23 protein-coding genes are annotated in these 26,838 nt (G+C 65.0%); 11 read left to right on the forward strand and 12 right to left on the reverse strand.

The features are described from left to right. The first annotated feature begins 6 nt into the window (after positions 1-6). Entirely contained in the window at positions 7-1,185 is a 1,179-nt protein-coding gene (locus tag I6F20_RS21960; RefSeq protein ID WP_225127785.1) for a cytochrome P450, read from the forward strand. 31 nt (positions 1,186-1,216) lie between these two features. On the opposite strand, the gene I6F20_RS21965 is transcribed toward I6F20_RS21960, so the two are convergent. Further along, on the reverse strand, positions 1,217-1,936 hold the full coding sequence (locus I6F20_RS21965; RefSeq protein ID WP_225127786.1) for a hypothetical protein: 720 nt from the start codon (positions 1,934-1,936) through the stop codon (positions 1,217-1,219). A 285-nt stretch (positions 1,937-2,221) separates the two neighbouring features. Here I6F20_RS21965 and I6F20_RS21970 point away from each other — a divergent pair, with 285 nt between their 5' ends. From I6F20_RS21970 to I6F20_RS21985, 4 genes are all read left to right on the forward strand, one after another. Beyond that, positions 2,222-3,145, forward strand: a complete 924-nt coding sequence (locus I6F20_RS21970; protein ID WP_225114526.1) for an ABC transporter ATP-binding protein — start codon at positions 2,222-2,224, stop codon at positions 3,143-3,145. Continuing rightward, a complete protein-coding gene (locus tag I6F20_RS21975) occupies positions 3,142-3,903 on the forward strand; it encodes an ABC transporter permease (protein WP_036006407.1) in 762 nt (253 codons plus the stop codon). The genes I6F20_RS21970 and I6F20_RS21975 overlap by 4 nt, the downstream gene beginning before the upstream one ends. A gap of 163 nt (positions 3,904-4,066) precedes the next feature. Then, complete coding sequence (locus tag I6F20_RS21980) at positions 4,067-4,876, forward strand: L,D-transpeptidase (RefSeq protein ID WP_225127789.1); 810 nt, start codon at positions 4,067-4,069, stop codon at positions 4,874-4,876. A gap of 38 nt (positions 4,877-4,914) precedes the next feature. Next, positions 4,915-5,910, forward strand: a complete 996-nt coding sequence (locus I6F20_RS21985) for a glycerophosphodiester phosphodiesterase (protein ID WP_225127791.1) — start codon at positions 4,915-4,917, stop codon at positions 5,908-5,910. A gap of 106 nt (positions 5,911-6,016) precedes the next feature. Here I6F20_RS21985 and I6F20_RS21990 read toward each other — a convergent pair whose 3' ends face one another. Continuing rightward, on the reverse strand, positions 6,017-8,296 hold the full coding sequence (locus I6F20_RS21990) for a fused MFS/spermidine synthase (RefSeq protein ID WP_225127793.1): 2,280 nt from the start codon (positions 8,294-8,296) through the stop codon (positions 6,017-6,019). A gap of 230 nt (positions 8,297-8,526) precedes the next feature. Between I6F20_RS21990 and I6F20_RS21995 the strand changes: the two genes are divergently transcribed. Next, positions 8,527-10,137, forward strand: coding sequence for a phytoene desaturase family protein (locus I6F20_RS21995; protein WP_225127795.1), 1,611 nt, complete (start codon positions 8,527-8,529; stop codon positions 10,135-10,137). Between the two features lie 275 nt (positions 10,138-10,412). Here I6F20_RS21995 and I6F20_RS22000 read toward each other — a convergent pair whose 3' ends face one another. Beyond that, complete coding sequence (locus tag I6F20_RS22000; RefSeq protein WP_085968950.1) at positions 10,413-10,568, reverse strand: Flp family type IVb pilin; 156 nt, start codon at positions 10,566-10,568, stop codon at positions 10,413-10,415. Between the two features lie 163 nt (positions 10,569-10,731). On the opposite strand from I6F20_RS22000, the gene I6F20_RS22005 reads away from it, so the two are divergent. Then, positions 10,732-11,619, forward strand: a complete 888-nt coding sequence (locus I6F20_RS22005) for a 50S ribosomal protein L11 methyltransferase (protein ID WP_225127797.1) — start codon at positions 10,732-10,734, stop codon at positions 11,617-11,619. Positions 11,620-11,658: 39 nt separating this feature from the next. Here the strand turns inward: I6F20_RS22005 and I6F20_RS22010 are convergent, their stop codons facing one another. Further along, a complete protein-coding gene (locus I6F20_RS22010; RefSeq protein ID WP_036037320.1) occupies positions 11,659-11,838 on the reverse strand; it encodes a hypothetical protein in 180 nt (59 codons plus the stop codon). 187 nt (positions 11,839-12,025) lie between these two features. Here I6F20_RS22010 and I6F20_RS22015 point away from each other — a divergent pair, with 187 nt between their 5' ends. Together I6F20_RS22015 and I6F20_RS22020 are read left to right on the forward strand one after the other, a co-directional pair. Beyond that, positions 12,026-13,855 carry an aminopeptidase P family protein gene (locus tag I6F20_RS22015; RefSeq protein ID WP_225127799.1) on the forward strand — a complete coding sequence of 610 codons (1,830 nt, stop codon included), beginning with the start codon at positions 12,026-12,028 and terminating at the stop codon, positions 13,853-13,855. A gap of 232 nt (positions 13,856-14,087) precedes the next feature. Next, the gene (locus tag I6F20_RS22020; protein WP_225127801.1) at positions 14,088-15,362 is read left to right on the forward strand and encodes a multidrug effflux MFS transporter; all 1,275 of its coding nucleotides are present in this window, start codon (positions 14,088-14,090) and stop codon (positions 15,360-15,362) included. A 175-nt stretch (positions 15,363-15,537) separates the two neighbouring features. Here the strand turns inward: I6F20_RS22020 and ppdK are convergent, their stop codons facing one another. Both ppdK and I6F20_RS22030 read right to left on the reverse strand, forming a co-directional pair. Continuing rightward, positions 15,538-18,453: a pyruvate, phosphate dikinase gene (gene ppdK, locus I6F20_RS22025; RefSeq protein ID WP_036024905.1), complete on the reverse strand. Its 2,916-nt coding sequence runs from the start codon at positions 18,451-18,453 to the stop codon at positions 15,538-15,540. Between the two features lie 96 nt (positions 18,454-18,549). Continuing rightward, the gene (locus tag I6F20_RS22030; RefSeq protein ID WP_008562090.1) at positions 18,550-18,705 is read right to left on the reverse strand and encodes a DUF3096 domain-containing protein; all 156 of its coding nucleotides are present in this window, start codon (positions 18,703-18,705) and stop codon (positions 18,550-18,552) included. 223 nt (positions 18,706-18,928) lie between these two features. Here I6F20_RS22030 and I6F20_RS22035 point away from each other — a divergent pair, with 223 nt between their 5' ends. Beyond that, positions 18,929-19,282, forward strand: coding sequence for a DUF1236 domain-containing protein (locus tag I6F20_RS22035; RefSeq protein ID WP_036006381.1), 354 nt, complete (start codon positions 18,929-18,931; stop codon positions 19,280-19,282). Between the two features lie 275 nt (positions 19,283-19,557). On the opposite strand, the gene glyS is transcribed toward I6F20_RS22035, so the two are convergent. The 6 genes from glyS to I6F20_RS22065 all read right to left on the reverse strand — a co-directional run bounded on the left by glyS (position 19,558) and on the right by I6F20_RS22065 (position 25,350). Further along, positions 19,558-21,792, reverse strand: a complete 2,235-nt coding sequence (glyS, locus tag I6F20_RS22040) for a glycine--tRNA ligase subunit beta (RefSeq protein ID WP_225127802.1) — start codon at positions 21,790-21,792, stop codon at positions 19,558-19,560. Then, entirely contained in the window at positions 21,792-22,730 is a 939-nt protein-coding gene (locus I6F20_RS22045; protein WP_225127803.1) for a glycine--tRNA ligase subunit alpha, read from the reverse strand. The genes glyS and I6F20_RS22045 overlap by 1 nt, the downstream gene beginning before the upstream one ends. Positions 22,731-22,944: 214 nt before the next feature. After that, a complete protein-coding gene (locus I6F20_RS22050; RefSeq protein ID WP_057026308.1) occupies positions 22,945-23,136 on the reverse strand; it encodes a hypothetical protein in 192 nt (63 codons plus the stop codon). 104 nt (positions 23,137-23,240) lie between these two features. Further along, complete coding sequence (locus I6F20_RS22055; protein ID WP_225127804.1) at positions 23,241-24,149, reverse strand: S49 family peptidase; 909 nt, start codon at positions 24,147-24,149, stop codon at positions 23,241-23,243. Between the two features lie 216 nt (positions 24,150-24,365). Next, entirely contained in the window at positions 24,366-25,130 is a 765-nt protein-coding gene (locus I6F20_RS22060; RefSeq protein WP_225127805.1) for a tRNA1(Val) (adenine(37)-N6)-methyltransferase, read from the reverse strand. Further along, the gene (locus I6F20_RS22065) at positions 25,123-25,350 is read right to left on the reverse strand and encodes a putative signal transducing protein (RefSeq protein ID WP_008562067.1); all 228 of its coding nucleotides are present in this window, start codon (positions 25,348-25,350) and stop codon (positions 25,123-25,125) included. Before I6F20_RS22065 ends, I6F20_RS22060 begins: the two co-directional genes overlap by 8 nt. Before the next feature lie 133 nt (positions 25,351-25,483). On the opposite strand from I6F20_RS22065, the gene I6F20_RS22070 reads away from it, so the two are divergent. Further along, the gene (locus I6F20_RS22070) at positions 25,484-26,491 is read left to right on the forward strand and encodes a polyprenyl synthetase family protein (RefSeq protein WP_036006386.1); all 1,008 of its coding nucleotides are present in this window, start codon (positions 25,484-25,486) and stop codon (positions 26,489-26,491) included. Positions 26,492-26,838: the final 347 nt, after the last annotated feature.

Here is a 26,838-nt window from a genome sequence, read left to right on the forward strand (position 1 = left end):
CTGACCATGAGCGGCATTGCATCCAGTCCGGTCGATCCGTTCGCGCCCGGCTTTCTGACGGATCCCTATCCCGCCTATGAGGCGCTGCGCGCAATCGGGCCGGTGTTCGAGGTGGAGCGCTACGGCGTGTGGGCCATGGCGCGCAATGCCGAGGTCGAAGCGGCCCTGAAGGACTGGAAAACGTTCATCAGTGGCGAGGGCGTCGGGCTGAACGGGATGAACCCGGCGCTGCCAAAGCCGCTGACCCTGCAGATCGATCCGCCCGACCACGACAAGGGCCGCCGCGTGCTCGGCCGCACGCTGTCTCCGGGCGTCGCAAGGAAGCTGCGCGAGACGTTCCAGCGCGAAGCAGAGAGGAAGGTCTCGGAGCTGATCGACAAAGGCACGTTCGATGCCGTGACCGATCTTGCGGAAGCCTATCCGATGAAGGTGTTTCCGGACGCGATCGGCATCCGCCCCGATGGGCGCGAGAAGCTGCTCGCCTGGAGCACGTTCGTATTCAACAGCTTCGGCCCGGAGAACGAGATCCTCGCGGCGTCGCGGAAGGACGGCCTCGCGGCGCAGAGCTGGATCATGGAATGTTGTGCGCGCGATGCGCTACGGCCCGACAGCCTCGGCATGATGATCTACCAGGCGGCCGATGAGGGCGAGATCACCGAGCACGAGGCGACGCATCTGGTGCGGCCGTTCCTCACGGCCGGGATCGACACCACCGTCAATGGCATCGGCAATACCCTGCTCGCGCTCGCCACCCATCCGGACGAATATCGCAAGCTGCACGAGAAACCAGAGCTGGCACGCAACGCCTTCGAGGAAGGCCTTCGCTACGATTCACCGGTGCAGACGTTCTTTCGTACCACCTCGCGCGATGCCGAGATCGGCGGCGGCATGATCCCGGCGCACCGCAAGGTGCTGCTGTTCATGGCCTCCGCCAATCGCGATCCCGCGCGCTGGGACAAGCCGGCCCGTTTCGACGTGGAGCGGGTTGCGACCGGCCATGTCGGCTTCGGCGCAGGCATACACGCCTGCGTCGGCCAGATGATCGCGCGTCTGGAGGGCGAATTGATCTTCGGCGAGCTCGCAAGGCGCGTGAAGACGATCGAGCTCGCGGCGGAGCCGAAGCGCAGGCTCAACAATTCCCTGCGCGGGCTGGAGAGCATGCCGGTTCGCGTAACGCCAGCTTAGGCGGGCATCACGCGGCAGGATGCGCGACGGCTCAATTCCTCGCCGGATCCGTTGCCGCCGCCGCGCGTGCGGGCCGCGGCGCAGCGGGTTCGGCGACTCGCGCAGCCGGGGCGCGCGAGCGCATGATGGCGGCGTCGATCTCAACGATGACGCGGCGCTGGATCGCCTCGTTCTTGTCGATCGAGATGTGGCCGACGCCACTGCCGCGGATGTCGACATTGTCGAGCTTGCCGCGGAACCCGGCCGCGGCCCGCACCGGCTCGCCGGGGCCATCGCCGATATAGATGTTGATGTAGCGTTCCGCGCCGGTCGAGAGCTTGGTCTTGAACACGGAGTCGAGGCCGATCGCGAGCTTCACGGGCACGCCGAGCTGGTTGAGCTTGGCGATCATGTCGGGCAGCGCGGTCGCACCCGAGGAATGGCCGACCAGGATGATGGTCTTGAGCCGACCGGCCTTGTAGGCAGCCGCCGCTTCATCGGCGAGCGAGGACCAGGACACGAAATTGGCGACGGTCACCGGGATGCCCTGCGCCTGGAGGCGGGCGCCGATCGTGTCGAGGCCGAGCGAGAAGATGTTGAGCACGCCGCGTAGCAGATAGACATGCGTGGTCGCCACCGCGGCCTGGCTCGGGGCGGCCTTGGCGGTGGTCGGGCTGATGGCAACAGCTGACAGCAGGAGCAGGCCCATCGCCCAAACACGGAGGGCGGACAATTGGCTGGCGCCGGCGGTGTGACGGCCGTTCGGTCTCATCGATCTTTTCCCTGGAGACAATACGCTTCGCGATTGGCCGGAATCGTAGCCACGGCGCGCTCGCAGACGCAACAAAGAGGCGCGTGAGCGCCAATCTTAGCAGCAAGCCGTGACCATCGCGCAACACTTGCCCGAAACATGCCACTAAAGCGCCTGTTTTGAGACCATTTTTCTCCGGGGAATTGCGGAGGGACAATGGCGTTCCTATTTCAGGGCTCCGCCGACCTGTCCTCCTGGATGGTCCGGCCCCCTCCCCAGCCTTTGCTCCTCAGCCTCGCGGCCATCATGTCTTCCATCATCTCCGTCGCCAATCTGTCGAAGACCTATGGGTCCGGCTTCAAGGCGCTCAAGAACGTCAATCTCGACATCAAGCGCGGCGAGATTTTTGCGCTGCTCGGCCCCAACGGCGCCGGCAAGACCACGCTGATCTCGATCATTTGCGGCATCGCCAATCCGAGCGAAGGCCGCGTCCTGGTCGGCGGCGAGGACATCCAGACCTCCTACCGCAAGGCGCGCTCGCTGATCGGCCTCGTGCCGCAGGAATTGCACACCGACGCCTTCGAGAGCGTGTGGGCGACCGTGAGCTTCTCCCGCGGCCTGTTCGGCAAGCCGAAGAACCCCGATCACATCGAGAAGGTGCTGAAGGCCCTCTCGCTGTGGGACAAGAAGGACAACAAGATCATCACGCTCTCCGGCGGCATGAAGCGCCGCGTGATGATCGCCAAGGCATTGTCGCACGAGCCGCAGATCCTGTTCCTGGACGAGCCGACCGCCGGCGTCGACGTCGAGCTGCGCAAGGGCATGTGGGAGGTGGTACGCGGGCTTCAGCAATCCGGCGTCACCATCATCCTCACCACGCATTACATCGAGGAAGCCGAGGAGATGGCCGACCGCATCGGCGTCATCAACAAGGGCGAGATCGTGCTGGTCGAGGACAAGACCACTTTGATGCAGAAGCTCGGCAAGAAGCGGCTGACGCTGCACCTGCAGAACAAGGTGACGGCGTTGCCGGAAAGCCTCAGCCATTACGAGCTCGAGCTCTGCGACGGCGGCGCGACGCTGGTGTACGATTACGACACCCAGGGCGAGCGCACCGGCATCACCAGCCTGCTCGGCGACCTCCGCACCGCCGGCATCCGCTTCAACGACCTCGACACGACGCAATCGTCGCTCGAGGACATTTTCGTCGACCTCGTGAGGACGTCATGAACCACCGCGCCATCCGCGCCATCTACCTGTTCGAAATGGCGCGTACCTGGCGGACCCTGCTGCAAAGCATCGTCTCGCCGGTGGTCTCGACCTCGCTCTATTTCGTGGTGTTCGGCGCTGCGATCGGCTCGCGCATCAGCGAGGTCGAGGGCGTCAGCTACGGCACCTTCATCGTGCCGGGCCTGATCATGCTTTCGGTGCTGACGCAGAGCATCGCCAACGCCTCGTTCGGCATCTACTTCCCGAAATTCACCGGCACGATCTACGAGATCCTGTCGGCGCCGATCTCCTATTTCGAGATCGTGCTCGGCTATGTCGGCGCCGCCGCCACCAAGTCGATCATCCTGGGCCTGATCATCCTGGCGACCGCCGGGCTCTTCGTTCCATTGCATATCCAGCATCCGGTCTGGATGCTGGCCTTCCTGGTGCTGACGGCGGTGACGTTCAGCCTGTTCGGCTTCATCATCGGCATCTGGGCCGACGGATTCGAGAAGCTGCAGATGATTCCGATGCTGGTGGTGACGCCGCTCACCTTCCTCGGCGGCAGCTTCTATTCCATCGACATGCTGCCGCCGACATGGCGCACGGTCGCGCTGCTCAACCCGGTCGTCTATCTGATCTCCGGCTTCCGCTGGAGCTTTTACGAGATCGCCGACGTCAGCGTGTCCGTCAGCATCGGCATGACGTTGGCCTTCCTGGTGATCTGCCTGGTCGTGATCTGGTGGATTTTCCGAACCGGATACCGGCTCAAGAACTGACCACGCGGCGCTCGCGAAAATGTCAGCGCCGCCGGCCGGCGCGGCACAAAGCGGCCTTGCTTACGCCTGCCATCACGTTAACGATGGACAGGCTGGCCGCTGGAACCAACGCCGGGCTGCAGGCATAATGCACGCCGGGGGACGGAGAGCCGCGGCGCTAAGCATGAACAGGCCGGAGGCCAGAAGTCAGATGCGTTCGGTTTTTATTGCTCTCACATCCCTGATGCTTTTGAGCGCGGGCACCGCGCAGGCCAAGGTCGAGATCACCGTCGACAAGGACAATCAGCAGATGACCGTCGCCGTCGACGGGGTCGCGCGCTACCGCTGGCCGGTGTCGACCGGCCTCCCCTCGCGCGAGACGCCGAACGGCGCCTTCCGGGCCTTCCGCATGGAAGAGGATCACTACTCCAAGGAATTCGACGACGCGCCGATGCCGCACGCGATCTTCTTCACCAAGGTCGGGCACGCCATCCACGGCACGGACTCGGTCGGCCGGCTCGGCTCGCCGGCATCCCATGGCTGCGTGCGCCTGTCGCGCCAGAATGCCTCGACGCTCTATGCGCTGGTGCAGCAGCAGGGCGTGCTCAACACCACGGTGACGCTGACCGGCTCGGCACAGGTGGCGCTGGCGCGCAATCCGCGCGGCCGCAACAACACTGCGGTGGCCCGCGCCCCGCAGCCGGCCGAAGACCAATACGCCACCACCGGCGCCCCCGTGGACCTGACCCCGCCGGCGCAGCCCGCGCGGCGCTACATGCCGCAGGACGACAATTACATCTACCCGGCCGACGGCAGCGACACCGGCGCGCGCTATCCGGCGCCGCGCTCGGCCACCCGCCCGCTCTACGACGCGCAGGTCTATCAGCAGCAGCCGCGGCCTTATTACGACCAGGGCTACGGCCAGCAGGGCTATTACTATCAGCCGCAGCCGCGGCAGGTTTATCAGCCGCGCGGCTACTACTATCAGAACTGACCCGGCGACCATCAACCGCCCTTGACCGTCGAGGCACCATGCCATCACGTGCCACGACAATCCCGGTGCTGCTCTCGCTGCTCACTGCCGGACAAGCCATGGGATCTGATTTGGCCTTCGACCTCGAGGCGCATCGCGGCGGGCGGGCGCTGCTGCCGGAAAACACCCTGCCCGCCTTCGCCCATTCGCTGACGATGGGCGTGGACACGCTGGAGCTCGACGTCGGCGTCACCGCCGACGGCGAAGTGATCGTCGCGCATGAGCGCGGGCTCAATCCCGATCTCGCACGGCGGCCCGATGGCGCCTACATCGCTCCGCCCGGCACGCCGTTCGTGAAATTGCGGCTCGACGAGATCAGGACCTATGACGTCGGCCAGATTCGGCCGGACAGTGCCTATGCGAAACAATTTCCGGGCCAGCGTGCCGTCCCGGGGACTCGCATTCCCACCTTGCGCGAGCTGTTCGCGCTGGTGCGCAAGTCCGGCAACAGGCAAGTGCGCTTCAACATCGAGACCAAGATCGATCCGAACCGTCCCGATGAAACGCTTGATCCGCAAGAATTCGTCGCGAAGCTGCTCGGGGTGATCGAGACCGAGGGAGTCTCCGATCGCGTCATGATCCAGTCGTTCGACTGGCGAACCTTGCGTCGCGTCCAGCAGCAGGCGCCGAACATCCCGACCGCGTACCTGACGATCCAGCGCAGCCTGGCTCCGACGGTAGCGCTCGACAAGGCGACAAATTGGACGGCGGGGTTCAACCCGGCCGATCACGCCGGCTCGCTGCCGCGCACGATCAAGGCTGCGGGCGGCGCGATCTGGTCGCCCTATTTCGGCGACGTGACCGCGCCTCTGGTCTCCGAGGCCCACGCGCTCGGACTGCGCGTCGTGGTGTGGACGGTGAACAGGCGCGAGGACATGACGCGCATGATCGACCTCGGCGTCGACGGCATCATCTCGGACAGGCCGGATCTATTACGAGAGGTGGCCGGCGCTAAGGGAATTGCGCTGCCGGTGGGGACGCCCGTGGCGCCGTAGTTGCGATGCCTCGTAGCCCGGATGGAGCGCAGCGAAATCCGGGACAGTACCACGCCGGGAGCGCCCCCGGATTGCGCTTCGCTCCATCCGGGCTACGAAGAGAGCCCTACTCGCCGTCCTTCCAACGCCGATACAGCGCGCCCAGGATGTTCGAATAGTCATCGGTCCAGACCCGCACCCTGTCGTCGGCTTCGGTCTGTTCCCATTGCTTGGAGGACGCGAGCCTGCCGATGTCGGCCTCCTCGCGCGCGGAGATGACGACGTCGGTGGAGAAGATGTAGTCACCATCGCGCCCGGAATCCTCGTTGAAGACCCAGCTCTTGAGATCATTGGCGTCCGCGATACCGACGACGACGGTTTCGAGGTCCAGATGCCGGTTGGAGACGTGCATCACCACGGCACCGTGCGGCGCGAGCTTGTCCTTGTAGATCTTCATCGCCTCTTCGGTCGCAAGATGGATCGGGATCGCGTCGGACGAATAGGCGTCGACGATGACGAGATCATAGGCGCCGTCGGGCTCCTTGGCGAAGGTGAGGCGCGCATCGCCGATGACGGGCTTCATGTCGGGCATGCAGCTCGAGATGTAGCGGAAATTCCTCGGGTCGCGCGCCGCGTCGACCATGGACTGATCGATCTCGAAAAAGGTCCAGTCCTCCCCCCGCTCGGCGGCGCAGGCGAGCGTGCCGGAGCCGACGCCGATCGCGGCGACCTTCAGCGGCGCGCCCTTGCGCTCGCGGATCGCGCTGACCGCCTGACCGATGCCGCCGTCCTTGTGGTAATAGGTGATCGGCTCGGGCCGGCCGGCAACAGGCGTGCCGTCATTGTTGCGGAAACGCTCGGCGCCATGAATGGTGGTGCCGTGCATCAGCACGTGGAAATAACCGCCCGGCGTCACCACGATCTTGTGCACGCCGAAGAAGCTGCGCACGGTCGTGACGCGGCCCTCGTCCGCGGGATAGACGCGGATCAACGCCAGCGCCAGCACGACGGTGGCAAAGATCTTCCAGCGCCCGGCATTGAGGATCAGCGCGAGCAGCGCGGCGAGCACGCCGACGGCGCCGGCGACCCAGACACGATGATCCTCGAACCAGGTCGAGAGGCCACCGGTCGTATATGACGGCGCGATGAGCGCCACCGCGAGCGCGGCGAGCGCCAGCCAGTACCATTTGACGATTGCGGCCAGCCGCTCATTCCCGGACGGACGGCACAGCGCGGCAAGCGCGATCAGGATCGGATATTCGGCGATCCACGAGAAGGTGAAGGGCGCAACGAGCCCCGCGAACAAGCCGCCGACCATGCCACCGAACGACAACGCGACATAGAAGCCGGTGAGATATTTGGCGGCAGGCCGCGTCCGCGCCAGCTCGCCGTGGCAGGCCATGGCGATGACGAAGAAGCAGAGTTGATGTCCGCCGAGGGTCAGCAGCAGGTTCTGCTCGCCGCCGAAAGCCAGCAGGACGACGACGCCCGCAATCGCGACCGGCTGGAGCATCAGCATCCATTTGTGCGGCAGCAGCGGCCGCGACTGGAACACGACGACCCAGGTCAAGAGGTAAAGCGACAGCGGCAGCACCCACAAAAGCGGCGCCGCCGCGACGTCGGTCGAGATGTGCGCGGTGACGGCGATGAGCAGGCCCGATGGCACGGCGGCGAGGAAGATCCAGCGCAGCCGCGTCAAGAGGCCGGGCGCGGGTGCATTCACGTCCTCGGCCCGCGTGTCGGTCAGCGCCAACTTCGGCGAACGCAACAACAGCACGCCGCAGGCGCCGATGAGGAGGATCAGCAGGCCATAGCCACCGGTCCAGATCCGGTTCTGCATCTGCAGCGTGAACATCGGCTCCAGCAGGAACGGATAGGACAACAGCGCGAGGAAGCTGCCGATATTGGAGGAGGCGTAGAGGAAATAGGGATCGTGCCCGGCCGGATGGCCGGTGCGGACGAACCAGGCCTGCAGCAGCGGATTGTTCGCGGCGAGCGCAAAGAACGGCAGCCCGATCGAGACTGCGAACAGGGCGAGCAGCCAGACTGCGTAGCCCGAAGCCGGCGGCTCGCCATAGGCGGAGGCGATGCCGAGCGGCAGCGTGGCGAAGGCGGCAAACAGCAGCACCAGATGTACCGCGACGGGGACGATCCGGTTCCGCGCCTGCATCAGCAGATGCGCATAGGCATAGCCGGCCAGCAGCAGCGACTGGAAGAACACCATGGCCACCGACCACACCGCCGGCGAGCCGCCGAGCCGCGGCAGCACCATCTTGGTGAACAGCGGCTGCACCGAGAACAGCAGCAGCGCGCTGACGAAGATCGCAGCGGTGTAGACCGTCAGCAGCAGCCGGTTGCGCGACGACGACGGCTGCTCCGTGGCGGCGGGTTGCACGATCGAATCCATGAATGCTCCGGCTCAAACCCCGGCGGGCGCCGGATCGCGCGCAATGGAGCACAAGGCGCCTGGACGGGCAATAAAGTGTGGCGTGATGTTGCAGCAAGGAATGCCTGATATAGAGATGTCGTTCCGATGCGACGCGCGACATCGAACCCGGAACCTCCAGATTCTCCGGTGCGGAGCCCGCATCATAGTTCGGCTCTGCCGAGTAGCCCCGGAATTATGCCAAGGAAGTCATGACCGATACGGACGTCATCATCATCGGCGCGGGACATAACGGCCTCACCTGCGCGACCTATCTGGCGATGGCGGGCCTGCGCGTGCGCGTGGTCGAGCGGCGCAAGGTGGTCGGCGGTGCCGCGGTGACGGAGGAGTTTCACCCCGGCTTTCGCAATTCTGTCGCCGCCTACACCGTGAGCCTGCTCAATCCGCAGGTGATCCGTGACCTCAAGCTTGCCGAGCAGGGCCTGCGCATCGTCGAGCGGCGTGCGCAGAATTTTCTGCCCGCGCCAGACGGCAGCTATCTCCTCACCGGCGAGGGGCGAACGAAAGCCTCGGTGGCGCGGCTCAGCGCGCATGATGCGGAAGCGCTCGACGGCTTCGCGCGCGAGCTGGAAGACATTGCCGACGTGCTCAGGCGGTTCGTGCTCCGCGCGCCGCCGAACCTGCTCGACGGTTTTGGCACCAACGCGGTCCGCGAGGCCGTGAACGCTTTGCAGAGCGCCAACATTCTGCGCGGCCTGACGCTGGAACAAAGCCGCAGCCTGCTCGATCTGTTCACGCGCTCGGCCGGCGAGATGCTGGACGAACGTTTCGAGCACGATCTGGTCAAGGCGCTGTTCGGCTTCGACGCCATCGTCGGCAATTATGCCAGCCCCTACGCCGCCGGCTCGGCCTATGTGATGCTGCATCACGCGTTCGGGGAGGTGAACGGCAAGAAGGGCGTGTGGGGCCACGCCATCGGCGGCATGGGCGCGATCACGCAGGCGATGGCGCGCGCGGCACGCGACCGTGGCGTCGTGATCGACACGGATGCCGGTGTGCGCGAGGTCATCGTCGAGCGCGACCGCGCCGTCGGAATCGTGCTGGAGAACGGCTCTGCGATCCGCGCGAAATATGTCGCGGCCAATGTCAATCCAAAGCTGCTCTACACGCGCCTGATCGCGGCCGATGCTCTGCCTGCGGACTTCCTCGCCCGCATGCGGCATTGGAAGAACGGCTCCGGCACCTTCCGGATGAATGTGGCGCTGGACCGCCTGCCCTCCTTCACGGCGCTCTCAGGCGAGGGCGATCACCTCACCTCCGGCATCATCCTGGCGCCGAGTCTGGGCTATATGGATCGCGCCTGGCTCGACGCGCGCGCGCAGGGCTGGAGCCGCGAGCCTGTCGTGGAAATGCTGATCCCCTCGACGCTCGACGACACGCTGGCCCCGGCCGGCAAGCATGTCGCGAGCCTGTTCTGCCAGCATGTCGCACCAGGGCTTCCCGATGGAAAGTCGTGGGATGACCATCGCCACGAGGTCGCCGATCTCATGATCGCGACGGTGGATAAGTACGCGCCGGGATTTGCGGCAAGCGTGCTCGGCCGTCAGATCCTGTCTCCGCTCGATCTCGAGCGGCAGTTCGGGCTGCTTGGCGGCGACATCTTCCACGGCGCGCTGACATTGAACCAGCTGTTCTCGGCGCGGCCGATGCTGGGCCACGCCGACTATCGCGGGCCGCTGAGAGGCCTCTACCATTGCGGATCCGGCGCCCATCCAGGCGGCGGCGTCACCGGCGCGCCCGGCCATAACGCCGCGCAGGCCATCCTGCGGGATCACCGCGCCCTGTTCGGGAGCCGTGGATAGGGCTGTGGATTGGTTGTGGACAGGCTGTCGAAAGGCCTGTGAGCGGCCAGAGGAGGCCTGGGCGGATACGGCCAGGAGCGATCCTGGGGAAAGCCGGTGGGAAATCGGCGAGGCGATCAGGGGAAAAGTGGTGGATAAAGTCCGGACAAGCAGGCGGATAAGCTGTGAAGTCGGGCGGCAAAAACGACCTCGCCCGCCAGGGGAAACCCCTAGCGGGCGGTGATCAGGAACAGCCTTTGAAGAAAATAGCCCCCGCTGGAGAATGGCGGCGGAAATTACTTCAAGGAGGTGCTAATCGAAGTGAACTTCTCGTTCATGGTGGTGCCCAGGCCGTTCACCACGGTAATGATCGCCAGGGCGATACCCGCGGCGATCAGGCCGTATTCGATCGCGGTTGCACCGGACTCATCCGACCAGAACTTCTGAATCATGCGCTTCAAGACTCGCCTCCGTTTCAATTCAAAGCTGCGTGGACTTGCTTCTACATCCGAAAATATACGGGCCACACACTGCAGGCGCGTTAATATGGGAACCTCAACTTGTCCGAAAACTGGGCAGCAAAAGTTCCAAAAATTGAACGCGACGGAACCCTGAATGCAGCCTTCCCCGACCTATCGCGCCAGCTTTTCGATCGGCAGCGAAGCCGACGCCAAGCGCGTCGTCGACATGCTCACCGAGATCTTTTTCGACGGCGATGCGGCGGTCGCCGCGTTCGAACGGCCTGACGGACGCTGGGACGTCACGTTGCATTTCGCCGCAGCGCCCGATCAGGCATTGCTGCGCGAACTCGTTGCAACTTCAGCAGGAAATGAGATCGCGGCGACGCTCGTCTTCGACACTGTCGAAGCCAAGGACTGGGTCAAAGCCAGCCTTGAAGATCTCGTCCCGGTGCCGGCCGGCCGCTTCGTCGTGCACGGCAGCCACGATCGCGACCGTGTGGCGCCGAACAAGCTTGCCATCGAGATCGAGGCGGCGCTCGCCTTCGGCACCGGTCACCATGGCACGACGCGCGGCTGTTTACTTCTGCTTGACCATGTCCTGAAGAGCTCCCGCCCAAGGAGCCTGCTCGATCTCGGCACCGGCACGGGCGTGCTGGCGGTCGCGGCGGCGAAGGCGCTGCATCGCGCGGTGCTCGCTTCCGACATCGATCCGCCATCGGTCCGGGTGGCCGCCGAGAACGCCACGCTGAACGAAGTTGGCAACCATGTGCGGGTGATCCGCGCGACCGGCTTTGCCGCGCCAGATTTTGCGCGTGCAGGCCCGTTCGACCTGGTGCTCGCCAATATCCTTGCCAATCCGTTGCGGCAATTGGCGAGCCCGATGACGCGGCACCTTGCGCCTGGCGCCCGCGTCATCCTCTCCGGCCTCTTGACGCACCAGGCGCCCGCCGTGATCGCCGCCTACCGCGCCCGCGGCCTCGTGCCGGTGAAGCATCTGCACATCGAGGGGTGGAGCAGTCTGCTGCTGAGGAAGATGGGATGAACTAACCGCGTCGCGACGGCGGTGCGCTCCCTCGCCGCGCTACTCGGCCGGCTTCTCGTCGCGGCGTGACGCGCGCTTGCCCCGCAAGGCGCGCTTGGCGCGGCGCTCGGCGAAACGGTCGATCATCTGGCTGATGAGGCCGCGCGGCTTCTTTGTTACTGCCGCTGTCGGAGCGCGGCGCGCCGGCGGCGAAATCTTCTCAAAGGTGAACGCTGGCATTGTGTGTCCCCTCGCCGTTGAGATGAACCACCCGCTCGAATTTCCCTGTTATCCGGACGAAGCGCAACTGCCGCATCCTTTACTCCACTCGATTCGAATGGAACTATTTCAAGCACAGTCCATGCCAGATGCGACGCAAATGCGTCTACATTGCGGACTGATCTCCATGATCCTAAAGTGATCCACCATGTTCGAAGCGCACTTCCAGACATTCGAGGAGCCGGAGGCCGGCGTCGCGTTGGCGGCACGACTGGCCGCACTTCGCGAAGAACTTGCCCGTCGCAAGTTGACCGGCTTCGTCGTGCCACGTGCCGATCAGCAGCAGAACGAATATGTGCCGCCATCGGAAGAGCGGCTCGCCTGGCTGACCGGCTTTACCGGCTCGGCGGGACTAGCAGTGGTTCTGCCGCAGGAGGCTGCGCTGTTCGTCGACGGCCGCTACACGCTGCAGGCGGCCAAGCAGGTCGATGCCAAGGCATGGGTAGTGGAATCGCTGATCGACCCGCCGCCGGAGAGCTGGGTGGCGGCGCATCTGAAAGCCGGCGACCGCCTCGGATTTGATCCGTGGCTGCACACTTTTTCGGCAGCAGAACGGCTGTCCGCCGCCTGCGCCAAGGCCGGGGCCGAGCTGGTCGCGGTCGACAGCAATCCGATCGACGCGATCTGGCAGGACCGGCCGCAGCCGCCGCTCGCCCCCGTCGCGGTGCACAGCCTTCAGCACGCCGGTATCACTGAAGCGGAGAAGCTGACCCAGATCAGGGCCGAGATCGCCAAGCTCGGCACCGATGCCTTGGTGCTGTCGGACAGTCACGCGGTGGCCTGGACCTTCAACATCCGCGGCGCCGACGTCGCCCATACGCCGCTGCCACTGTCCTACGCGCTGGTGCCGAAGGACGGCCGTCCCACCATCTTCATCGACCACCGCAAGCTGTCCAACCTCACACGCGACCATCTCGAGCAGTCCGCTGACGTGCGCGAACCGGACGCCATGGCGCCGACGTTGATGGCGCTGGCCAAGAGCGGTGCGGCCATTGCGCTCGACAATGCCACAGCGGCCGACGCACTCAGCCGCCTGATCAGCGGGGCCGGCGGCAAGCCGGTGCGCGGCAGCGATCCGGTTGCACTGCTCAAGGCGGTCAAGAACGCGACCGAGATCAAGGGCACCAAGACGGCTCATTTGCGCGACGCCGTGGCGCTGGCGCGCTTCCTCGCATGGATCGATCGCGAGGCGCCAAGCGGCAAGCTCACCGAGATCGACGCGGTCGAGGCGCTGGAAACCTTCCGCCGCGACACCGGCGCGCTCAGGGACGTCTCGTTCCCGACCATCTCCGGCACCGGCCCGAACGGCGCCATCGTGCATTACCGCGTCACCCGCAAGAGCAACCGGCGGATCGCGCCCGGCGATCTCCTGCTGATCGATTCCGGCGCGCAATATGAAGACGGCACCACCGACGTCACGCGCACCATGGCGGTCGGCGAGCCGACGGATGAGATGCGCGACCGCTTCACCCGCGTGCTGCGCGGCCACATCGCGATCGCGCGCGCCGTCTTTCCGGACGGCACCACGGGCGCGCAACTCGACACGCTGGCGCGGCAATATCTCTGGGCCGTCGGGCTCGATTTCGAGCACGGCACCGGCCACGGCGTCGGCAGCTATCTCTCGGTGCACGAAGGACCGGCACGAATTTCGAAGCTCGGCACCACGCCGTTGAAGCGCGGCATGATCCTGTCGAACGAGCCCGGCTACTACAAGACCGATGGCTTCGGCATCCGCATCGAGAATCTCGAGCTGGTCGTCGCCGCCGACATCAAGGGTGCCGAGAAGCCGATGAACGCGTTCGAGACGCTGACCCTGGCGCCGATCGACCGCCGTCTGATCGATGTCGCGATGCTGAGCCGCGACGAGCTCGATTGGCTGAACGCGTACCATGCGCGCGTCAGGGACGACGTGCGGCCGGCGCTGGACGAGGCGACGAAGATCTGGCTCGATCAGGCCACGGCGGAGCTGAAGCTCTAACTCCGTCATAAGACTGCCTGCGTAGGGTGGGCAAAGCATCCGCTGCCGCTCGAAGAGCGGAGGCGGATGCGTGCCCACCATCCATCTCCGGGTGACGGCAGCAATGGTGGGCACGCCGCGCAAAGAGCGCGTCTTTGCCCACCCTACAGGCCCAGCGCCTTGACGCCTCGCGCATAGCCGTATGCCGAAATGAGCGTATTCGCTCGCAACGCGATGCGGCTAGTGTCCGGCGATGCACGGCATCATCAGCAAGCCGCCCGAAGCGGCCGGCAACCTCGCGACCTCGCGTCTGGTGTTGCTGCTGCTGGTGGTGATGACCGGGGTCGCACCGATCTCGCTCTACATCCTGGTTCCGGCGCTGCCGGTGCTGGCGACGGATTTCGGCAGCGACATCTCGATCGCGCAGATGACGGTGTCGCTCTACATGGTCGGCATCGCGCTGTCGCAGCTGATCATGGGCCCGCTGTCGGACCGGTTCGGGCGGCGTCCGGTGCTGCTCGGAGGACTTGCACTGATGGTGGCGGCCAGCGTCGCCTGCATTTTCGCCGAGACCCTGCCGCAATTGATCGCCGCACGCTTCTTCCAGGCGCTCGGCGGCGCATCCGGCATGGTGATCAGCCGGGCCATCATCCGCGACATCTACGAGCGCGACCGCGTCGCCTCGATGATCAGCCTCGTGGTCGCGGCGCTGATGATCGGGCAGATGGTCTCGCCGCTCACCGGCGGCCTGATCGAGACCGCGTTGGGATGGCGCGCGATCTTTTATGCCATCACCATCGCCGCCATCGTCGTTGCCGTCGGGATCGCCTTGGCGCTGCCTGAGACCCGCCGCAGCCGCGCCGCCGGCAGCGGCTTCCGCGGCGATATTGGCATGCTCATCCGCAACCGCGCCTTCGTCGGCTATGTGATGTGCCAGGTGCTGGCGTCCCAGATCATCTTCACCTTCGCCGGCGGCGGGCCCTACATCGTGGTGACGCAGATGGGCCGCAGCAGCGCCGAATACGGCGCCTGGTTCGCAACAACGGGCTTTGCGTTTCTGGTCGGCAACCTGCTCTGCGTGCGCTTTGCGCCGCGCCACTCACTGGAGAAGCTGATCTGGTTCGGGCTCGCCCTGCAACTCTGCGGCAGCCTTGCAAACCTAATCTGGAGCTTCGTCGGCTGGAACGAGGCGCCCGCCTGGCTGTTCGGCACCCATATGATCGTGATGGCCGGCAATGCCTTCGTGATGGCGAATTCCGCCGCCGGCGCCATCAGCATCCGTCCCGAAGCGGCCGGCACCGCCTCGGGCGCGATGGGCTTCCTGCAGCAAGGCATTGGCGCGCTGATGTCGCAGTTCGGCGCCTATCTCGGCGGCCACTCCGCAACGACGCTGCCGCTGACCTCAGCGGTCCTCGCGATCTCGATCCTTTGCGCCTGCGTGATGATGTTCGTCGTGCCCCGCCGCGAGGCGGTAGCGAGCGAGGCGCTGATCGGGCAGGCCGAGGAGGATGAGACGGGGATGATGTGAGGGGCGCCGAGTAGAGTCCTTCTGCGGAACGATTCTGGATTGCTTCGTGGAGCCTGTCATCGGGCCGCGCTTTGCGCGGACCCGGTGGCTCGCAATGACGACGCGGAGAGAGCAGTGCCAAAAATGAGAGGCGGGGCTGGGCCCCGCCTCTCTCAATTCAAGTCTGTGTTTCGGCTTACGCCTGGCTCGCGATCGCCTTGCCGAGCGCGGCCTGCGCCGCTGCAAGCCGCGCGATCGGCACGCGGTAGGGCGAGCAGGAGACGTAGTCGAGACCGATATGGTGGCAGAAAGCGACGGAGGCGGGATCGCCGCCGTGCTCGCCGCAGATGCCGACCTTGAGCGAAGTGCGGGTCTTGCGGCCGCGGGCGACGCCGATCTTGACCAGCTCGCCGACGCCTTCCTGATCGAGCGAGATGAAGGGATCGACCGTGAGGATGCCCTTCGCCACATAGGGACCGAGGAAGCTCGCCGCGTCGTCGCGGCTGATGCCGTAGGTCGTCTGCGTCAGGTCGTTGGTGCCGAACGAGAAGAACTCGGCCGACTGCGCGATCTCGCCCGCGAGCAGGCAGGCGCGCGGCAGCTCGATCATGGTGCCGACCTGATAGGCCAGCTTGGTGTTGGTCTCGCGCATCACGGCCTGTGCGGTGGCATCGATCCGTGCCTTGACCAGGTCGAGCTCGGCCTTGGTCGCGATCAGTGGCACCATCACCTCGAGGCCGACGGCCTTGCCGGTGCGCTTCTGCGCCTCGACCGCGGCCTCGAAGATCGCGCGGGCCTGCATCTCGGCGATCTCGGGGTAGGCGATGGCGATGCGGCAGCCGCGGAAGCCGAGCATCGGGTTGAACTCCGAGAGCTCCCGGGCGCGGTCGGCGAGGCGCCGCGGGTCGGTGTTCATGGCGCGCGCCACTTCCTCGACCTCGGCATGGGTGTGCGGCAGGAATTCATGAAGGGGAGGATCCAGAAGCCGGATCGTGACGGGCAGGCCCTTCATGATCTCGAACAGCTCGACGAAGTCGGCGCGCTGCATCGGCAGCAGTTTTGCCAGCGCGGCGCGGCGCGACTGCTCATCCTCGGAGAGGATCATCTCGCGCACCGTGCGGATGCGCGTCTCCTCGAAGAACATGTGCTCGGTGCGGCAGAGGCCGATGCCTTCCGCGCCGAACTTGATCGCGGTGCGCGCGTCGTCCGGCGTGTCGCCGTTGACCCGGACGCCGATCTTGCGGACCTGGTCGGCCCAATTCATCAGCGTGCCGAACTCGCCGGACAGCTCCGGCTCGATCATCGGCATGCGGCCGGCGAGCACCTGGCCGAGCGAGCCGTCGATGGTGATGACATCACCGGTCTTGAAGGTGCGCGAGCCGATGCTCATGGTGCCGCGGCCGTAATCGACGCGGATTGTGCCGCAGCCGGAGACGCAGGGCTTGCCCATGCCGCGCGCGACCACCGCCGCGTGCGAGGTCATGCCGCCGCGCGTGGTCAGGATGCCTTCGGCGGCGTGCATGCCGTGGATGTCTTCCGGGCTGGTCTCGATGCGGACCAAAATCACCTTGCGTCCGTCGCCCTGAAGCTTGGCCGCCTCGTCCGAAGAGAACACGATCTCGCCGGAGGCCGCACCCGGCGAAGCCGGCAGGCCGGTTGCGATCACGTCGCGCTTGGCGTTGGGATCGATGGTTGGATGCAGGAGCTGGTCGAGCGAGGCCGGATCGATCCGCGTCACCGCTTCCTTCTTCGAGATCAGGCCCTCATTGGCGAGCTCGACCGCGATACGCAGCGCGGCCTTGGCGGTGCGCTTGCCGCCGCGGGTTTGGAGCATCCAGAGCTTACCCTGCTCGACGGTGAACTCCATGTCCTGCATGTCGCGGTAGTGCTTCTCGAGCAGCGTGTAGATCCGCGTCAGCTCCTTGAAGGCTTCCGGCATCGCCGCTTCCATCGACGCCTTGTCGGAGCCCGACTCCTTCCGCGCCTCCTCGGTGATGTCCTGCGGCGTGCGGATGCCCGCGACCACGTCCTCGCCCTGCGCGTTGATCAGGAACTCGCCGTAGAGCTTGCTCTCGCCGGTCGAGGGGTTGCGGGTGAAGGCAACGCCCGTGGCCGAGGTCTCGCCCATGTTGCCGAACACCATGGCCTGCACGTTGACCGCGGTGCCCCAGGATTCCGGAATGTCGTGCAGCTTGCGGTAGGTCACCGCGCGCGCGTTCATCCAGGATGAGAAGACCGCGCCGATCGCGCCCCAGAGCTGGTCGTGCGGATCCTGCGGGAATTCCTTGCCGGTCTCGCGTGCGACCGCGTCCTTGTACTTGCCGACCAGCTCGACCCAGTCCTCGGCGGACAGATCGGTGTCGAGCGTGTAGCCCTGGCTGTCCTTGAAGGTGTCGAGGATCTCCTCGAAGTGATGATGCTCGAAGCCGAGCACCACGTCGGAATACATCGTGATGAAGCGGCGATAGCTGTCATAGGCGAAACGGCGGTCGCCCGACAGCTCGGCCAGCGCTTCCACGGTCTGGTCGTTGAGGCCGAGATTGAGCACGGTGTCCATCATGCCCGGCATCGAGGCGCGCGCGCCGGAGCGCACCGAGACGAGCAGCGGGTTCCTGGTGTCGCCGAACACCTTGCCGGTCAACTTGCCGACATAGTCGAGCGCCTTCTCAACCTGCGGCTTCAGTTCCTTCGGGTAGGTCTTGTCGTGCTCGTAGAAATAGGTGCAGACCGAGGTCGGGATGGTGAAGCCCGGAGGCACCGGCAGGCCGAGATTGGCCATCTCAGCGAGGTTGGCGCCCTTGCCGCCGAGCAGGTCGCGCATTTCCGTCCGGCCCTCGGCCTTGCCGTCACCGAACGTGTAGACCCATTTGCCGGCCTTCGCCGCTGCCGGCGCCGCCTTGGCAGGCACAACCTTCTTCGGCGCAGGCTTCGCGGCAACCTTCGGCGAAGCCGCCTTGGTCATTGCCTTTGCCACCGGCTTTGCAGTGGGTTTGGCGACCGGCTTCGGCGCGCTCTTGGCCAGCGCCTTGCGGGCCGCCGGCGCGGCCTTCGCCTTGGCGGAGGGCTTTGATTTCGCTGCAGTTTTAGAAGGCTTCGAGGCGGCTTTGGCCATAGCTTGCACACAACCTGCGAGAGGAATGGGAAATCGCGGGCCTTACACCACTTTGGGCGGGCCCGCGCAAGACGGACAGTTCCGAAAAGTGAACGCCTAGAAGCGGAGCCACTTCAGGAGCCCGAGCCCGATCGCGCCGTTGACGATGAGGAAGATCGCGACGATGAGGTTGAGAAGCCGCGGCATGATCAGGATGAGCACGCCCGCAATCAACGACAGGATCGGCGAAATGTGGGCGACGGTGATGTGCATGAACTATCTTTCTGTGAGGTGAGGCGAATCGCGCGCGGATCATAACCGGATGGGTTCCGGGAGTAGAGATGCGCAAGGGCTGCTGCGAGTTCCGGCCTCACGAAAACTGCCCGAAATTGCCGCGAATGCGGCATGCCTTTTCCCGGAACATTGGCTTGAGGCACGCATTGGCAACCGGTCGCGCCGCTCGCGCGCCCGCAGAATCACGTCGAAGGAGTTGTCCATGCGGAACAGGATTTTTGCTCTCGCAGCGCTCGCGGCCGCAACCGGCGCGCCCCTTGCGGCGCAGGCGCAAAGCGATGTCACGATTGGACGCGCGCCCGCCATGGTCGACGGCGCGCCGACGATTGCCGTCGAACAACGGCCCGCCTTCCGCGAATATGTCGTTGAACAACGTGTGCCGCCCTTCCGCATTCCGGATCGCGTGGTGGTCGGCACCACCTTACCCGAGGCAGGCGTCACCTATTATGACGTACCGCAACGTTTCGGCGCCACGACCTATCGCTACACCGTCGTGAACGGCGAAACCGTGCTGGTCGAGCCGCGCTCGCGCCGCATCGTCGAGGTGCTGGACTAAAGACGCAGCCGCTCCATTCGATGTCCGGCGCGTCACATCAGGCTGGCGCGAGCAGTGTTAAATCGGACATCAGGCCCCGCCCGGTCCTCCCCCCGCCGGGCGGGGCTTCTTTGGGCAAGCCACATCAGCAGCCGTCATTCCGGGACACGCCGGAGGCGTGGGCTATGGTGCGCAATTGCGCACCTGAGAATCCATACTCACGATCGTGGTTATGGATTCCGGGCTCGCGCTACGCGCGCCCCGGAATGACAGCGGTGTTTGCCGCAAACCGCGCCTCAATCCTGGATCTTCGAGAAATCCGCTACCGCGCGCGTGGCGCTGCGGATCTCGTTGAGGAGCTTCAGGCGGTTCTCGCGTACCTTGGGATCGTCGTCATTGACGCGCACCTTGTCGAAGAAGGCATCGACCGGCGGACGCAGCTTTGCCATCGCACTCATCGCGGCGGCGAAGTCTTCCTTGGCCACCGCAGCGCTGGCTTCCGCCTTGACCTCACCGATCGCCTTGGCCAGCGCCTTCTCCTCAGCGAGGCTGTAGAGCGCAGCATCCGGCGCGCCGTCGAAGCTGCGCTTGTCCTTCTTCTCCTCGATGCTGAGGATGTTGCTGGCGCGCTTGGTGCCGGCGAGCAGGTTCTTGCCGTCGTCAGAGTCGAGGAATTTTCCGAGCGCCTCGACGCGGCGGACGATCATCAGGAGGTTGTCTTCATCTGCATCAAGGGAGAATACCGCATCAGCGAGGTCATGCCGTGCGCCCTGTTCACGCAACTGAACTTTCAGCCGATCAGCAAAAAACGCCAGGAGGTCGCCTATCAAGAAGAGAGCTCGCTTCTCGAAGGCTTCGCTGAAACCTTTCTCAAGTCCTTTGGAATAACTCTTGATGATCTTGTCTACTGCTTTGCTCTTGATGTGAATTTGAGCAGCCTTAGCCAAGTCAAGCACGGGCTGAGATCGCTGCTGGAACAAGTCTCTCCACAACGTGCCAAGTGCGTAAGCCAATATTGTTCCAAGCGCGACGTTCAGTTCGTTCTCTACAATAATTCTTATGATTCCCAGACCGGCGCGTCTTAACGCGTAGGGGTCTTTGCTTCCTGTAGGCTTCTCGTCGATGGCCCAAAACCCGACCAATGTATCGATCTTATCAGCTAGCGCGACCGCAACGCTTATGGGATTAGTGGGGACCCGATCTGCCGGCCCTTGCGGCTTATAATGTTCCTCGCAGGCTGCAGCGACTATCGGATTCTCACCCTGAGCAACCGCGTAGTATTTGCCCATCAGGCCTTGCACTTCAGGAAACTCGCCCACGACCTCCGTGAGCAAATCCGCTTTCGCCAGACGTGCCGCGCGCTTCGCTTGGTCGATATTCGCATCAACTTGCTCGGCGATATAGGCCGCCAGCAGCTCGAGCCGCTCGATCCGCGCAGCCTGCGTGCCGAGCTTCTCATGAAACACGATCTGCTCGAACTTCGGCAGCCGGTCTTCAAGCTTGGTCTTGAGGTCCGTCTCGTAGAAAAACTTTGCATCCGACAGCCGCGCGCGGATGACGCGCTCGTTGCCGGCGATGATGGTTTTGCCACCATCGGTGGCCTCGATATTGGCGACCAGGATGAACTTGCTGGCGAGCTTGCCGGTCTTGGGGTCGCGCACCACAAAACACTTTTGGTTGTTGCGGATGGTGGCGCGGATGACTTCGTCGGGAGTCTTCAAGAACTCCGGCTCGAACGAGCCCATCAGCACGACCGGCCATTCGACCAGGCCGGCGACCTCGTCGAGCAGGTTCTGGTCCTCGACCAGTTCAAAGCCTTGCGCAAAGGCCAGTTGTTTGGCGTCAGTGAGGATGGCGTCTTTGCGGCGCTCGGGGTCGAGCACCACTTTCGCGGCAAGAAGCTTTGCCTCGTAGTCCTCGAAGCGGCGCACGGAGATCGGCGCCGGCGCGAGGAAGCGGTGGCCGTAGGTGGTCTGGCCGCTCTCGATGCCGTCGACCTCGAACGTCACGACATCGGGCTCTTCGGTCTCGAGGCCGAAGGTCGCGGTGATCGCGTGCAGCGGACGCACCCAGTTCAGCGAGCCGGGCTTGCCCGAGCGCGAGCCCCAGCGCATCGATTTCGGCCAGGGGAAGGTGCGGATGATGACGGGCAGGATTTCCGCGAGCACGTCGATCGCGTCGCGGCCGGGCTTCTCGATCAAGCCGATGTAGAAATCACCCTTGGGGTCGCGCTGAATTTTGGCTTCGTCCAGCGACTTCAAACCGGTTGCCTTGAGGAAGCCCTGCACGGCCGCATCGGGCGCGCCGACCTTGGGTCCGCGGCGCTCGGTCTTCAGATCAGGCTGGCGCGCAGGGATGCCGTGCACGGTGAGCGCAAGGCGGCGCGGCGTCGCAAACGCCTTCGCGCCCTCATAGACCAGGCCTTCGGCAACCAGCTTGTCGGTGACCATGCGGCGCAGATCGTCGGCCGCCTTTCCTTGCATGCGCGCGGGGATTTCTTCCGAGAACAGTTCAAGCAAAAGATCGGGCATCAGGCCGCTCCGCCCGCTTCAGTGTGGATCCAGGCCTCGCCGCAAGCTTTTGCCAGCTCGCGCACGCGTAAGATGTAGCTCTGCCGCTCGGTCACGGAGATCACGCCGCGGGCATCGAGCAGGTTGAAGACGTGGCTCGCCTTGATGCACTGGTCGTAGGCCGGCAGCGCCATCAGATGCTGTTTCCGGTTGCCGCCGTCGCGCCAACCGGCGTCGAGGTACTTTCTGCAGGCCGCTTCCGCCATCTTGAACTGCTCGAACAGCATCGCGGTGTCCGCATACTCGAAATTGTGCCGCGAATATTCCTGCTCCGCCTGCAGGAACACGTCGCCATAGGTGACCTTCTGATCACCGTCGCGCCCATTGAAATTGAGGTCGTAGACGCGGTCGACGCCCTGCACATACATCGCGAGGCGCTCGAGCCCGTAGGTGAGCTCGCCCGCAACCGGGGCGCATTCGAAGCCGGCGACCTGCTGGAAGTAAGTGAACTGGCTGACTTCCATGCCGTCGCACCAGCATTCCCACCCCAAACCCCAGGCGCCCAGTGTCGGGCTCTCCCAATCGTCCTCGACGAAGCGGATGTCGTGCACGGCGGAATCGATGCCGATCGCGGCGAGCGATTTCAGGTACAGCTCCTGAAGGTTCGGCGGCGACGGCTTCATGATCACCTGGAACTGGTAATAGTGCTGCATCCGGTTCGGGTTCTCGCCGTAACGGCCGTCCTTGGGCCGGCGCGACGGCTGTACATAGGCGGCGTTCCAGGGCTTTGGCCCGAGCGCCCGCAGCGTGGTCGCCGGATGGAAGGTGCCCGCGCCCATTTCCATGTCGTAGGGCTGCAGGATCACGCAGCCCTGCTCGGCCCAGAACCGCTGGAGCGCGAGGATGAAGCCCTGGAACGAGCGTTCCGGGTGCATATGGGCGGGCAATGAGGCGTCCATCGTCAGATCGGGCTCTCGCGGGGGGTTTTGAATCGCGCGGGACCGTATCGACGGCGGGGATGGGAATCAAGGCGAAGGGGTTGGATTCGGGCGTCATTCCGGGGCGCCCGCAGGGCGAGCCCGGAATCCATTGCGCCGCTCACTCCGTGGTTCGGATGGATTCCGGGTTCTCGCTTCGCGAGCCTCCGGAATGACGAACGCGTGGAGGTGTGCCCTAACCCGGCCGGTAAGCTCCGGTCACGGGGTCACGCTTCAGCGTCTGGATATCCCCCATACGGGCGGCCTCGGCGACGCGCGACAGGCGCATCTCCTCAAGCTCCTGGTTGATCCGGATGGCGGTCTTGTAGGCCCAGCGGACCACGGCAAGCCCGCCCAGGACGCCCGCGAAAGCGACGAACGGCGGCATCGGTCGATCCTCGTCTCATGCTCAGCCCCCACACGCATTGTTGCGCAGATGGACCTGCGCCGCAATTGGCGCCGCCCGGGCGAAATGGCGCGGGAGCGCGAGACCTAGAACCCGAATTTCGCCCAAATCGCCCGCGTCTCGACCGCCGAGATCAGCTCGTCCGGCAGCCCGGCCATTGATTCCAAGGCCGAAAGCTGCCCCGCGCCGGGCAATTTCCGGCCCAAAAGGCCGGAGAGCAGCCCGGTCGGCTGCGCAATCACGGGGGTGAGAACCTTCTCACCATAACGGGCACGAAGAGTTGAGCGGAGATCGCCGATGCTGTCGGCGAGCCCCAGCGCGATCGCGCTGTCCCCCGCCCAGTATTCGCCCGTGAACAGCGTGTCGTCCGCTCCCTTCAGCCGGGCGCCGCGGCTTTCCTTGACCAGCGCGATGAAGATCTGGTGGATCTCGCGCTGGATCGCCTTCAGCCTCATGACGTCATCCGGGTTTTCCGGAAGAAACGGGTCGAGCATCGCCTTGTGCTCGCCCGAGGTGTAGAGGCGCCGCTCGATGCCGAGCCGCCTGATCGCCTCCTGAAAACCGAAACTGCCGCCGACCACGCCGATCGAGCCGAGGATCGAGGAGGGATCGCAGATGATCTCGTTGCCCGCGCAGGCGATCATGTAACCACCGGAGGCCGCAACGTCCTCGACGAACACGAGCACCGGCAGCTTCTTCTCCGCGGCGAGCTGCTTGATGCGCAAGTAGATCTGGCGCGACTGCACCGGCGAGCCGCCGGGCGAGTTGATCACCAGCGCCACTGCCTTGGCGTGCCGATAGGAAAACGCGCGCTCGAGCACCCGCGCGACGCCGGCAAGCGTCAGGCCCGGACGCAGCGGCGTCACCGCACCGATCACACCGGACAGCCGCACCACCGGCACGACCGCCGTGCCGGGACGAAAGCGCGCCGGCAGATATTGCATGAGCTTGTCAGCCAGGCCGGAACTCTCACGATCGTTCAATTGTTCGGCCATGGCCTTACCTCTGATTAACCATTTCTTATCACGCGAGTGTCATTGAAAGTGCCAGGAACGTGTTTTGCAGAATCCGCGTTGGGAAGCTGCAATAGGCAGCGGAAGGAAACGCCATGAAGATCTATCTGCTGTTGCTGCTGATCGGTGCGCTTTTCACGGCGCTTCACTTTACGTCGCCGCAAGAGCAACAGACGGAATCGCTTCCGCAATAAGTCGTCACGGCCTCGCCAGCGGCAACGCCGCCCTCCCCTCCAGAATATCCTTCACCTCTTTCTTCGGCACATTTGACTCCTCGTTGAGCATGAGGCCCGGCAGCAATTGCGTCGGTGCCCGGCCGCCTTTGACTGCGCGCACCAGCACCCGGATGGCAGGCTTTCCCGCTTCGCCATGAACCGGCAGGATCGCGAGGCTGCCGAAGCCGCGTGACAGCGCTGCCACGACGTCGCCAATTCCGTCCGCGCGCCAGATCAGGGTCAGCACGCCGCTCGATCGGAGAATGCGCCGGGCTGCATGCACCCACGCATGCAGCGTCTCCTCCCTCGCCACATGCGCGGTGTGGCGCGCCTGATCCGGCGAGCCGCGATGGCGTGCGGGGTCGTTGAAGGGCGGGTTCATCAATACGGCGTCGGAACTGTCGGGCAGAAGTCCGTTCGCTGCAAACGCCTGCGCGTCGGCGGTGACGTCGAGCACGATGACCTCGGCGGGAATCGCGTTCGCGGCGGCGTTCGCCCGCGCGAGCTCTGCCAGTTCCGGATCGATCTCGACCAGGCTGAGCCTGATCCCCGCGACGCGACGCGCCAGCGCGAGCCCCGCCGTGCCGACGCCGGCGCCAAGCTCGACCACGCGGTCACCCGCCCGAGCGTCGGTCGCTGCTGCCAGCAGGACGGCGTCGTGCCCGGCGCGATGGCCTGACCGCTTCTGCATCAAGCGCAACTGCCCGCCGAGAAACGCGTCCTCGGTAATATCCGCGGCCTCAATCATCGCCGCGCAGTTCGTGGCTGAGGCCTGCCTCGGTGAGGAGCGCCCTGGCTTCCTCGGCGTCGTCCTCATGAACAAGGATCCGCCGCGGCAGAATGCCGAGAGACCCCTCGATGATGCTCATGTTCTGGTCCAGCACCAGATGATGGATGTTGGCGCCGTCGAGCAGCGCGCCAATCGCCGACACCAGCACCATATCGTTGGTCCGAACCAGTTCACGCAAAACGGAGGTCTCCTGCCTGAAAGTGGCTAACGCGGCAAATGTCAATGGTTCCGCGGCCCTTGCCGCATTCGCCGCCAGTTTCTATTGTATTTCCATCAGAATAGCCCTTCCGGGGCAAATATTGGAGACCGGCGTGGCCGTCATCGTACCTTTCGAAACCCCCGGCGCGTCGATCGAAGAGCTGGTTGCCCTTGTCGCTCCCGACATGGAGCGCGTCAATGCCACGATCCTGTCGCGGACCGGCTCCGACGTGACCATGATCCCTGAAGTGGCCAACCACTTGATCTCCTCGGGCGGCAAGCGCCTGCGCCCGATGCTGACGCTCGCCATGGCCAACCTCGCCGGCTACACCGGTGACGGCCACATCAAGTTAGCTGCCAGCGTCGAGTTCATGCACACCGCCACCCTGCTCCACGACGACGTGGTCGACGAGAGCGAGATGCGCCGCGGCAAGCTGTCGGCGCGCATGCTCTGGGGCAACGAGGCAAGCGTGCTGGTTGGCGACTTCCTGCTCGGCCAGGCCTTCCGCATGATGGTCGAGGTCGGCTCGCTGCGCGCGCTCGACATCCTCTCCGCGGCGGCCGCCACCATCGCCGAGGGCGAGGTGATGCAGCTCGCCGCCGCCAAGAACACCGCGACCACCGAGGACGAATATCTCGCCGTGATCCGCGGCAAGACCGCCGAATTGTTCGCCGCCGCCTGCGAGGTCGGCCCCGTGATCGCGAACCGCCCGAAGGCGGAGCAGACTGCCTGCCGCTCGGTCGGCATGAATCTCGGCATCGCCTTCCAGCTCGTCGACGACGTGCTCGACTACGGCGGCAAGAGCGCCAAGCTCGGCAAGAACACCGGCGACGATTTCCGCGAAGGCAAGATCACGCTGCCCGTCGTGCTCGCCTTCCGCCGCGGCAACGACACCGAGCGCGCCTTCTGGATCCGGGCGCTCGAGCGCGGCGAGATCGGCGATTCCGATCTCGATCACGCCATCGGCCTGATGAACAAGCACCGCGCGCTCGAGGACACGCTGATCCGCGCCCAGCACTACGGCGCCATGGCCGTGGATGCGCTGGCGCTGTTCCCGCCCTCGCCGATGAAGAGCGCGCTGGAGCAGGTCGTGGCGTTCTGCTTGGCAAGGTCGCATTAGGCGACTGACGCTCACGCTTTGCGCGCTCCCTGCACCCGTCATTGCGAGCGTAGCGAAGCAATCCAGAATCCCGCCGCGGAAGCAGTCTGGATTGCCTCGCTGCGTTCGCAATGACGGAGTACGCCGCGACGGCACCGCTTGCTCTCGTGTCCCGGACGCGCTGCAGCGTGAAACGCTGCTGCGCAGAGCCGGGACCCATGCGACATCCGCAATCATGATCAATATGGGTCCCGGCTCTGCAGCGCACCGCTAGGGGGCGCTGCGCTGCGTCCGGGGCACGAGAGCGCGCTTCATCTCACCAGCAGAACCCAACCTCCCTCGCTCCGCATGCCTCCCCGGGTCAGTTA

Origin of the sequence: Bradyrhizobium sp. IC3123 (genome assembly GCF_020193625.1) — a bacterium.
Taxonomy (GTDB): domain Bacteria; phylum Pseudomonadota; class Alphaproteobacteria; order Rhizobiales; family Xanthobacteraceae; genus Bradyrhizobium; species Bradyrhizobium yuanmingense.

Excerpts from the sequence above, each read along its gene's own strand:
- I6F20_RS21960 (WP_225127785.1), top strand. The coding sequence starts at position 7 with ATGAGCGGCATTGCATCCAGTCCGGTCGATCCGTTCGCGCCCGGCTTT.
- I6F20_RS21965 (WP_225127786.1), bottom strand. The coding sequence starts at position 1,936 with ATGAGACCGAACGGCCGTCACACCGCCGGCGCCAGCCAATTGTCCGCC.
- I6F20_RS21970 (WP_225114526.1), top strand. The coding sequence starts at position 2,222 with ATGTCTTCCATCATCTCCGTCGCCAATCTGTCGAAGACCTATGGGTCC.
- I6F20_RS21975 (WP_036006407.1), top strand. The coding sequence starts at position 3,142 with ATGAACCACCGCGCCATCCGCGCCATCTACCTGTTCGAAATGGCGCGT.
- I6F20_RS21980 (WP_225127789.1), top strand. The coding sequence starts at position 4,067 with ATGAACAGGCCGGAGGCCAGAAGTCAGATGCGTTCGGTTTTTATTGCT.
- I6F20_RS21985 (WP_225127791.1), top strand. The coding sequence starts at position 4,915 with ATGCCATCACGTGCCACGACAATCCCGGTGCTGCTCTCGCTGCTCACT.
- I6F20_RS21990 (WP_225127793.1), bottom strand. The coding sequence starts at position 8,296 with ATGGATTCGATCGTGCAACCCGCCGCCACGGAGCAGCCGTCGTCGTCG.
- I6F20_RS21995 (WP_225127795.1), top strand. The coding sequence starts at position 8,527 with ATGACCGATACGGACGTCATCATCATCGGCGCGGGACATAACGGCCTC.
- I6F20_RS22000 (WP_085968950.1), bottom strand. The coding sequence starts at position 10,568 with ATGATTCAGAAGTTCTGGTCGGATGAGTCCGGTGCAACCGCGATCGAA.
- I6F20_RS22005 (WP_225127797.1), top strand. The coding sequence starts at position 10,732 with ATGCAGCCTTCCCCGACCTATCGCGCCAGCTTTTCGATCGGCAGCGAA.
- I6F20_RS22010 (WP_036037320.1), bottom strand. The coding sequence starts at position 11,838 with ATGCCAGCGTTCACCTTTGAGAAGATTTCGCCGCCGGCGCGCCGCGCT.
- I6F20_RS22015 (WP_225127799.1), top strand. The coding sequence starts at position 12,026 with ATGTTCGAAGCGCACTTCCAGACATTCGAGGAGCCGGAGGCCGGCGTC.
- I6F20_RS22020 (WP_225127801.1), top strand. The coding sequence starts at position 14,088 with ATGCACGGCATCATCAGCAAGCCGCCCGAAGCGGCCGGCAACCTCGCG.
- ppdK (WP_036024905.1), bottom strand. The coding sequence starts at position 18,453 with ATGGCCAAAGCCGCCTCGAAGCCTTCTAAAACTGCAGCGAAATCAAAG.
- I6F20_RS22030 (WP_008562090.1), bottom strand. The coding sequence starts at position 18,705 with ATGCACATCACCGTCGCCCACATTTCGCCGATCCTGTCGTTGATTGCG.
- I6F20_RS22035 (WP_036006381.1), top strand. The coding sequence starts at position 18,929 with ATGCGGAACAGGATTTTTGCTCTCGCAGCGCTCGCGGCCGCAACCGGC.
- glyS (WP_225127802.1), bottom strand. The coding sequence starts at position 21,792 with ATGCCCGATCTTTTGCTTGAACTGTTCTCGGAAGAAATCCCCGCGCGC.
- I6F20_RS22045 (WP_225127803.1), bottom strand. The coding sequence starts at position 22,730 with ATGGACGCCTCATTGCCCGCCCATATGCACCCGGAACGCTCGTTCCAG.
- I6F20_RS22050 (WP_057026308.1), bottom strand. The coding sequence starts at position 23,136 with ATGCCGCCGTTCGTCGCTTTCGCGGGCGTCCTGGGCGGGCTTGCCGTG.
- I6F20_RS22055 (WP_225127804.1), bottom strand. The coding sequence starts at position 24,149 with ATGGCCGAACAATTGAACGATCGTGAGAGTTCCGGCCTGGCTGACAAG.
- I6F20_RS22060 (WP_225127805.1), bottom strand. The coding sequence starts at position 25,130 with ATGATTGAGGCCGCGGATATTACCGAGGACGCGTTTCTCGGCGGGCAG.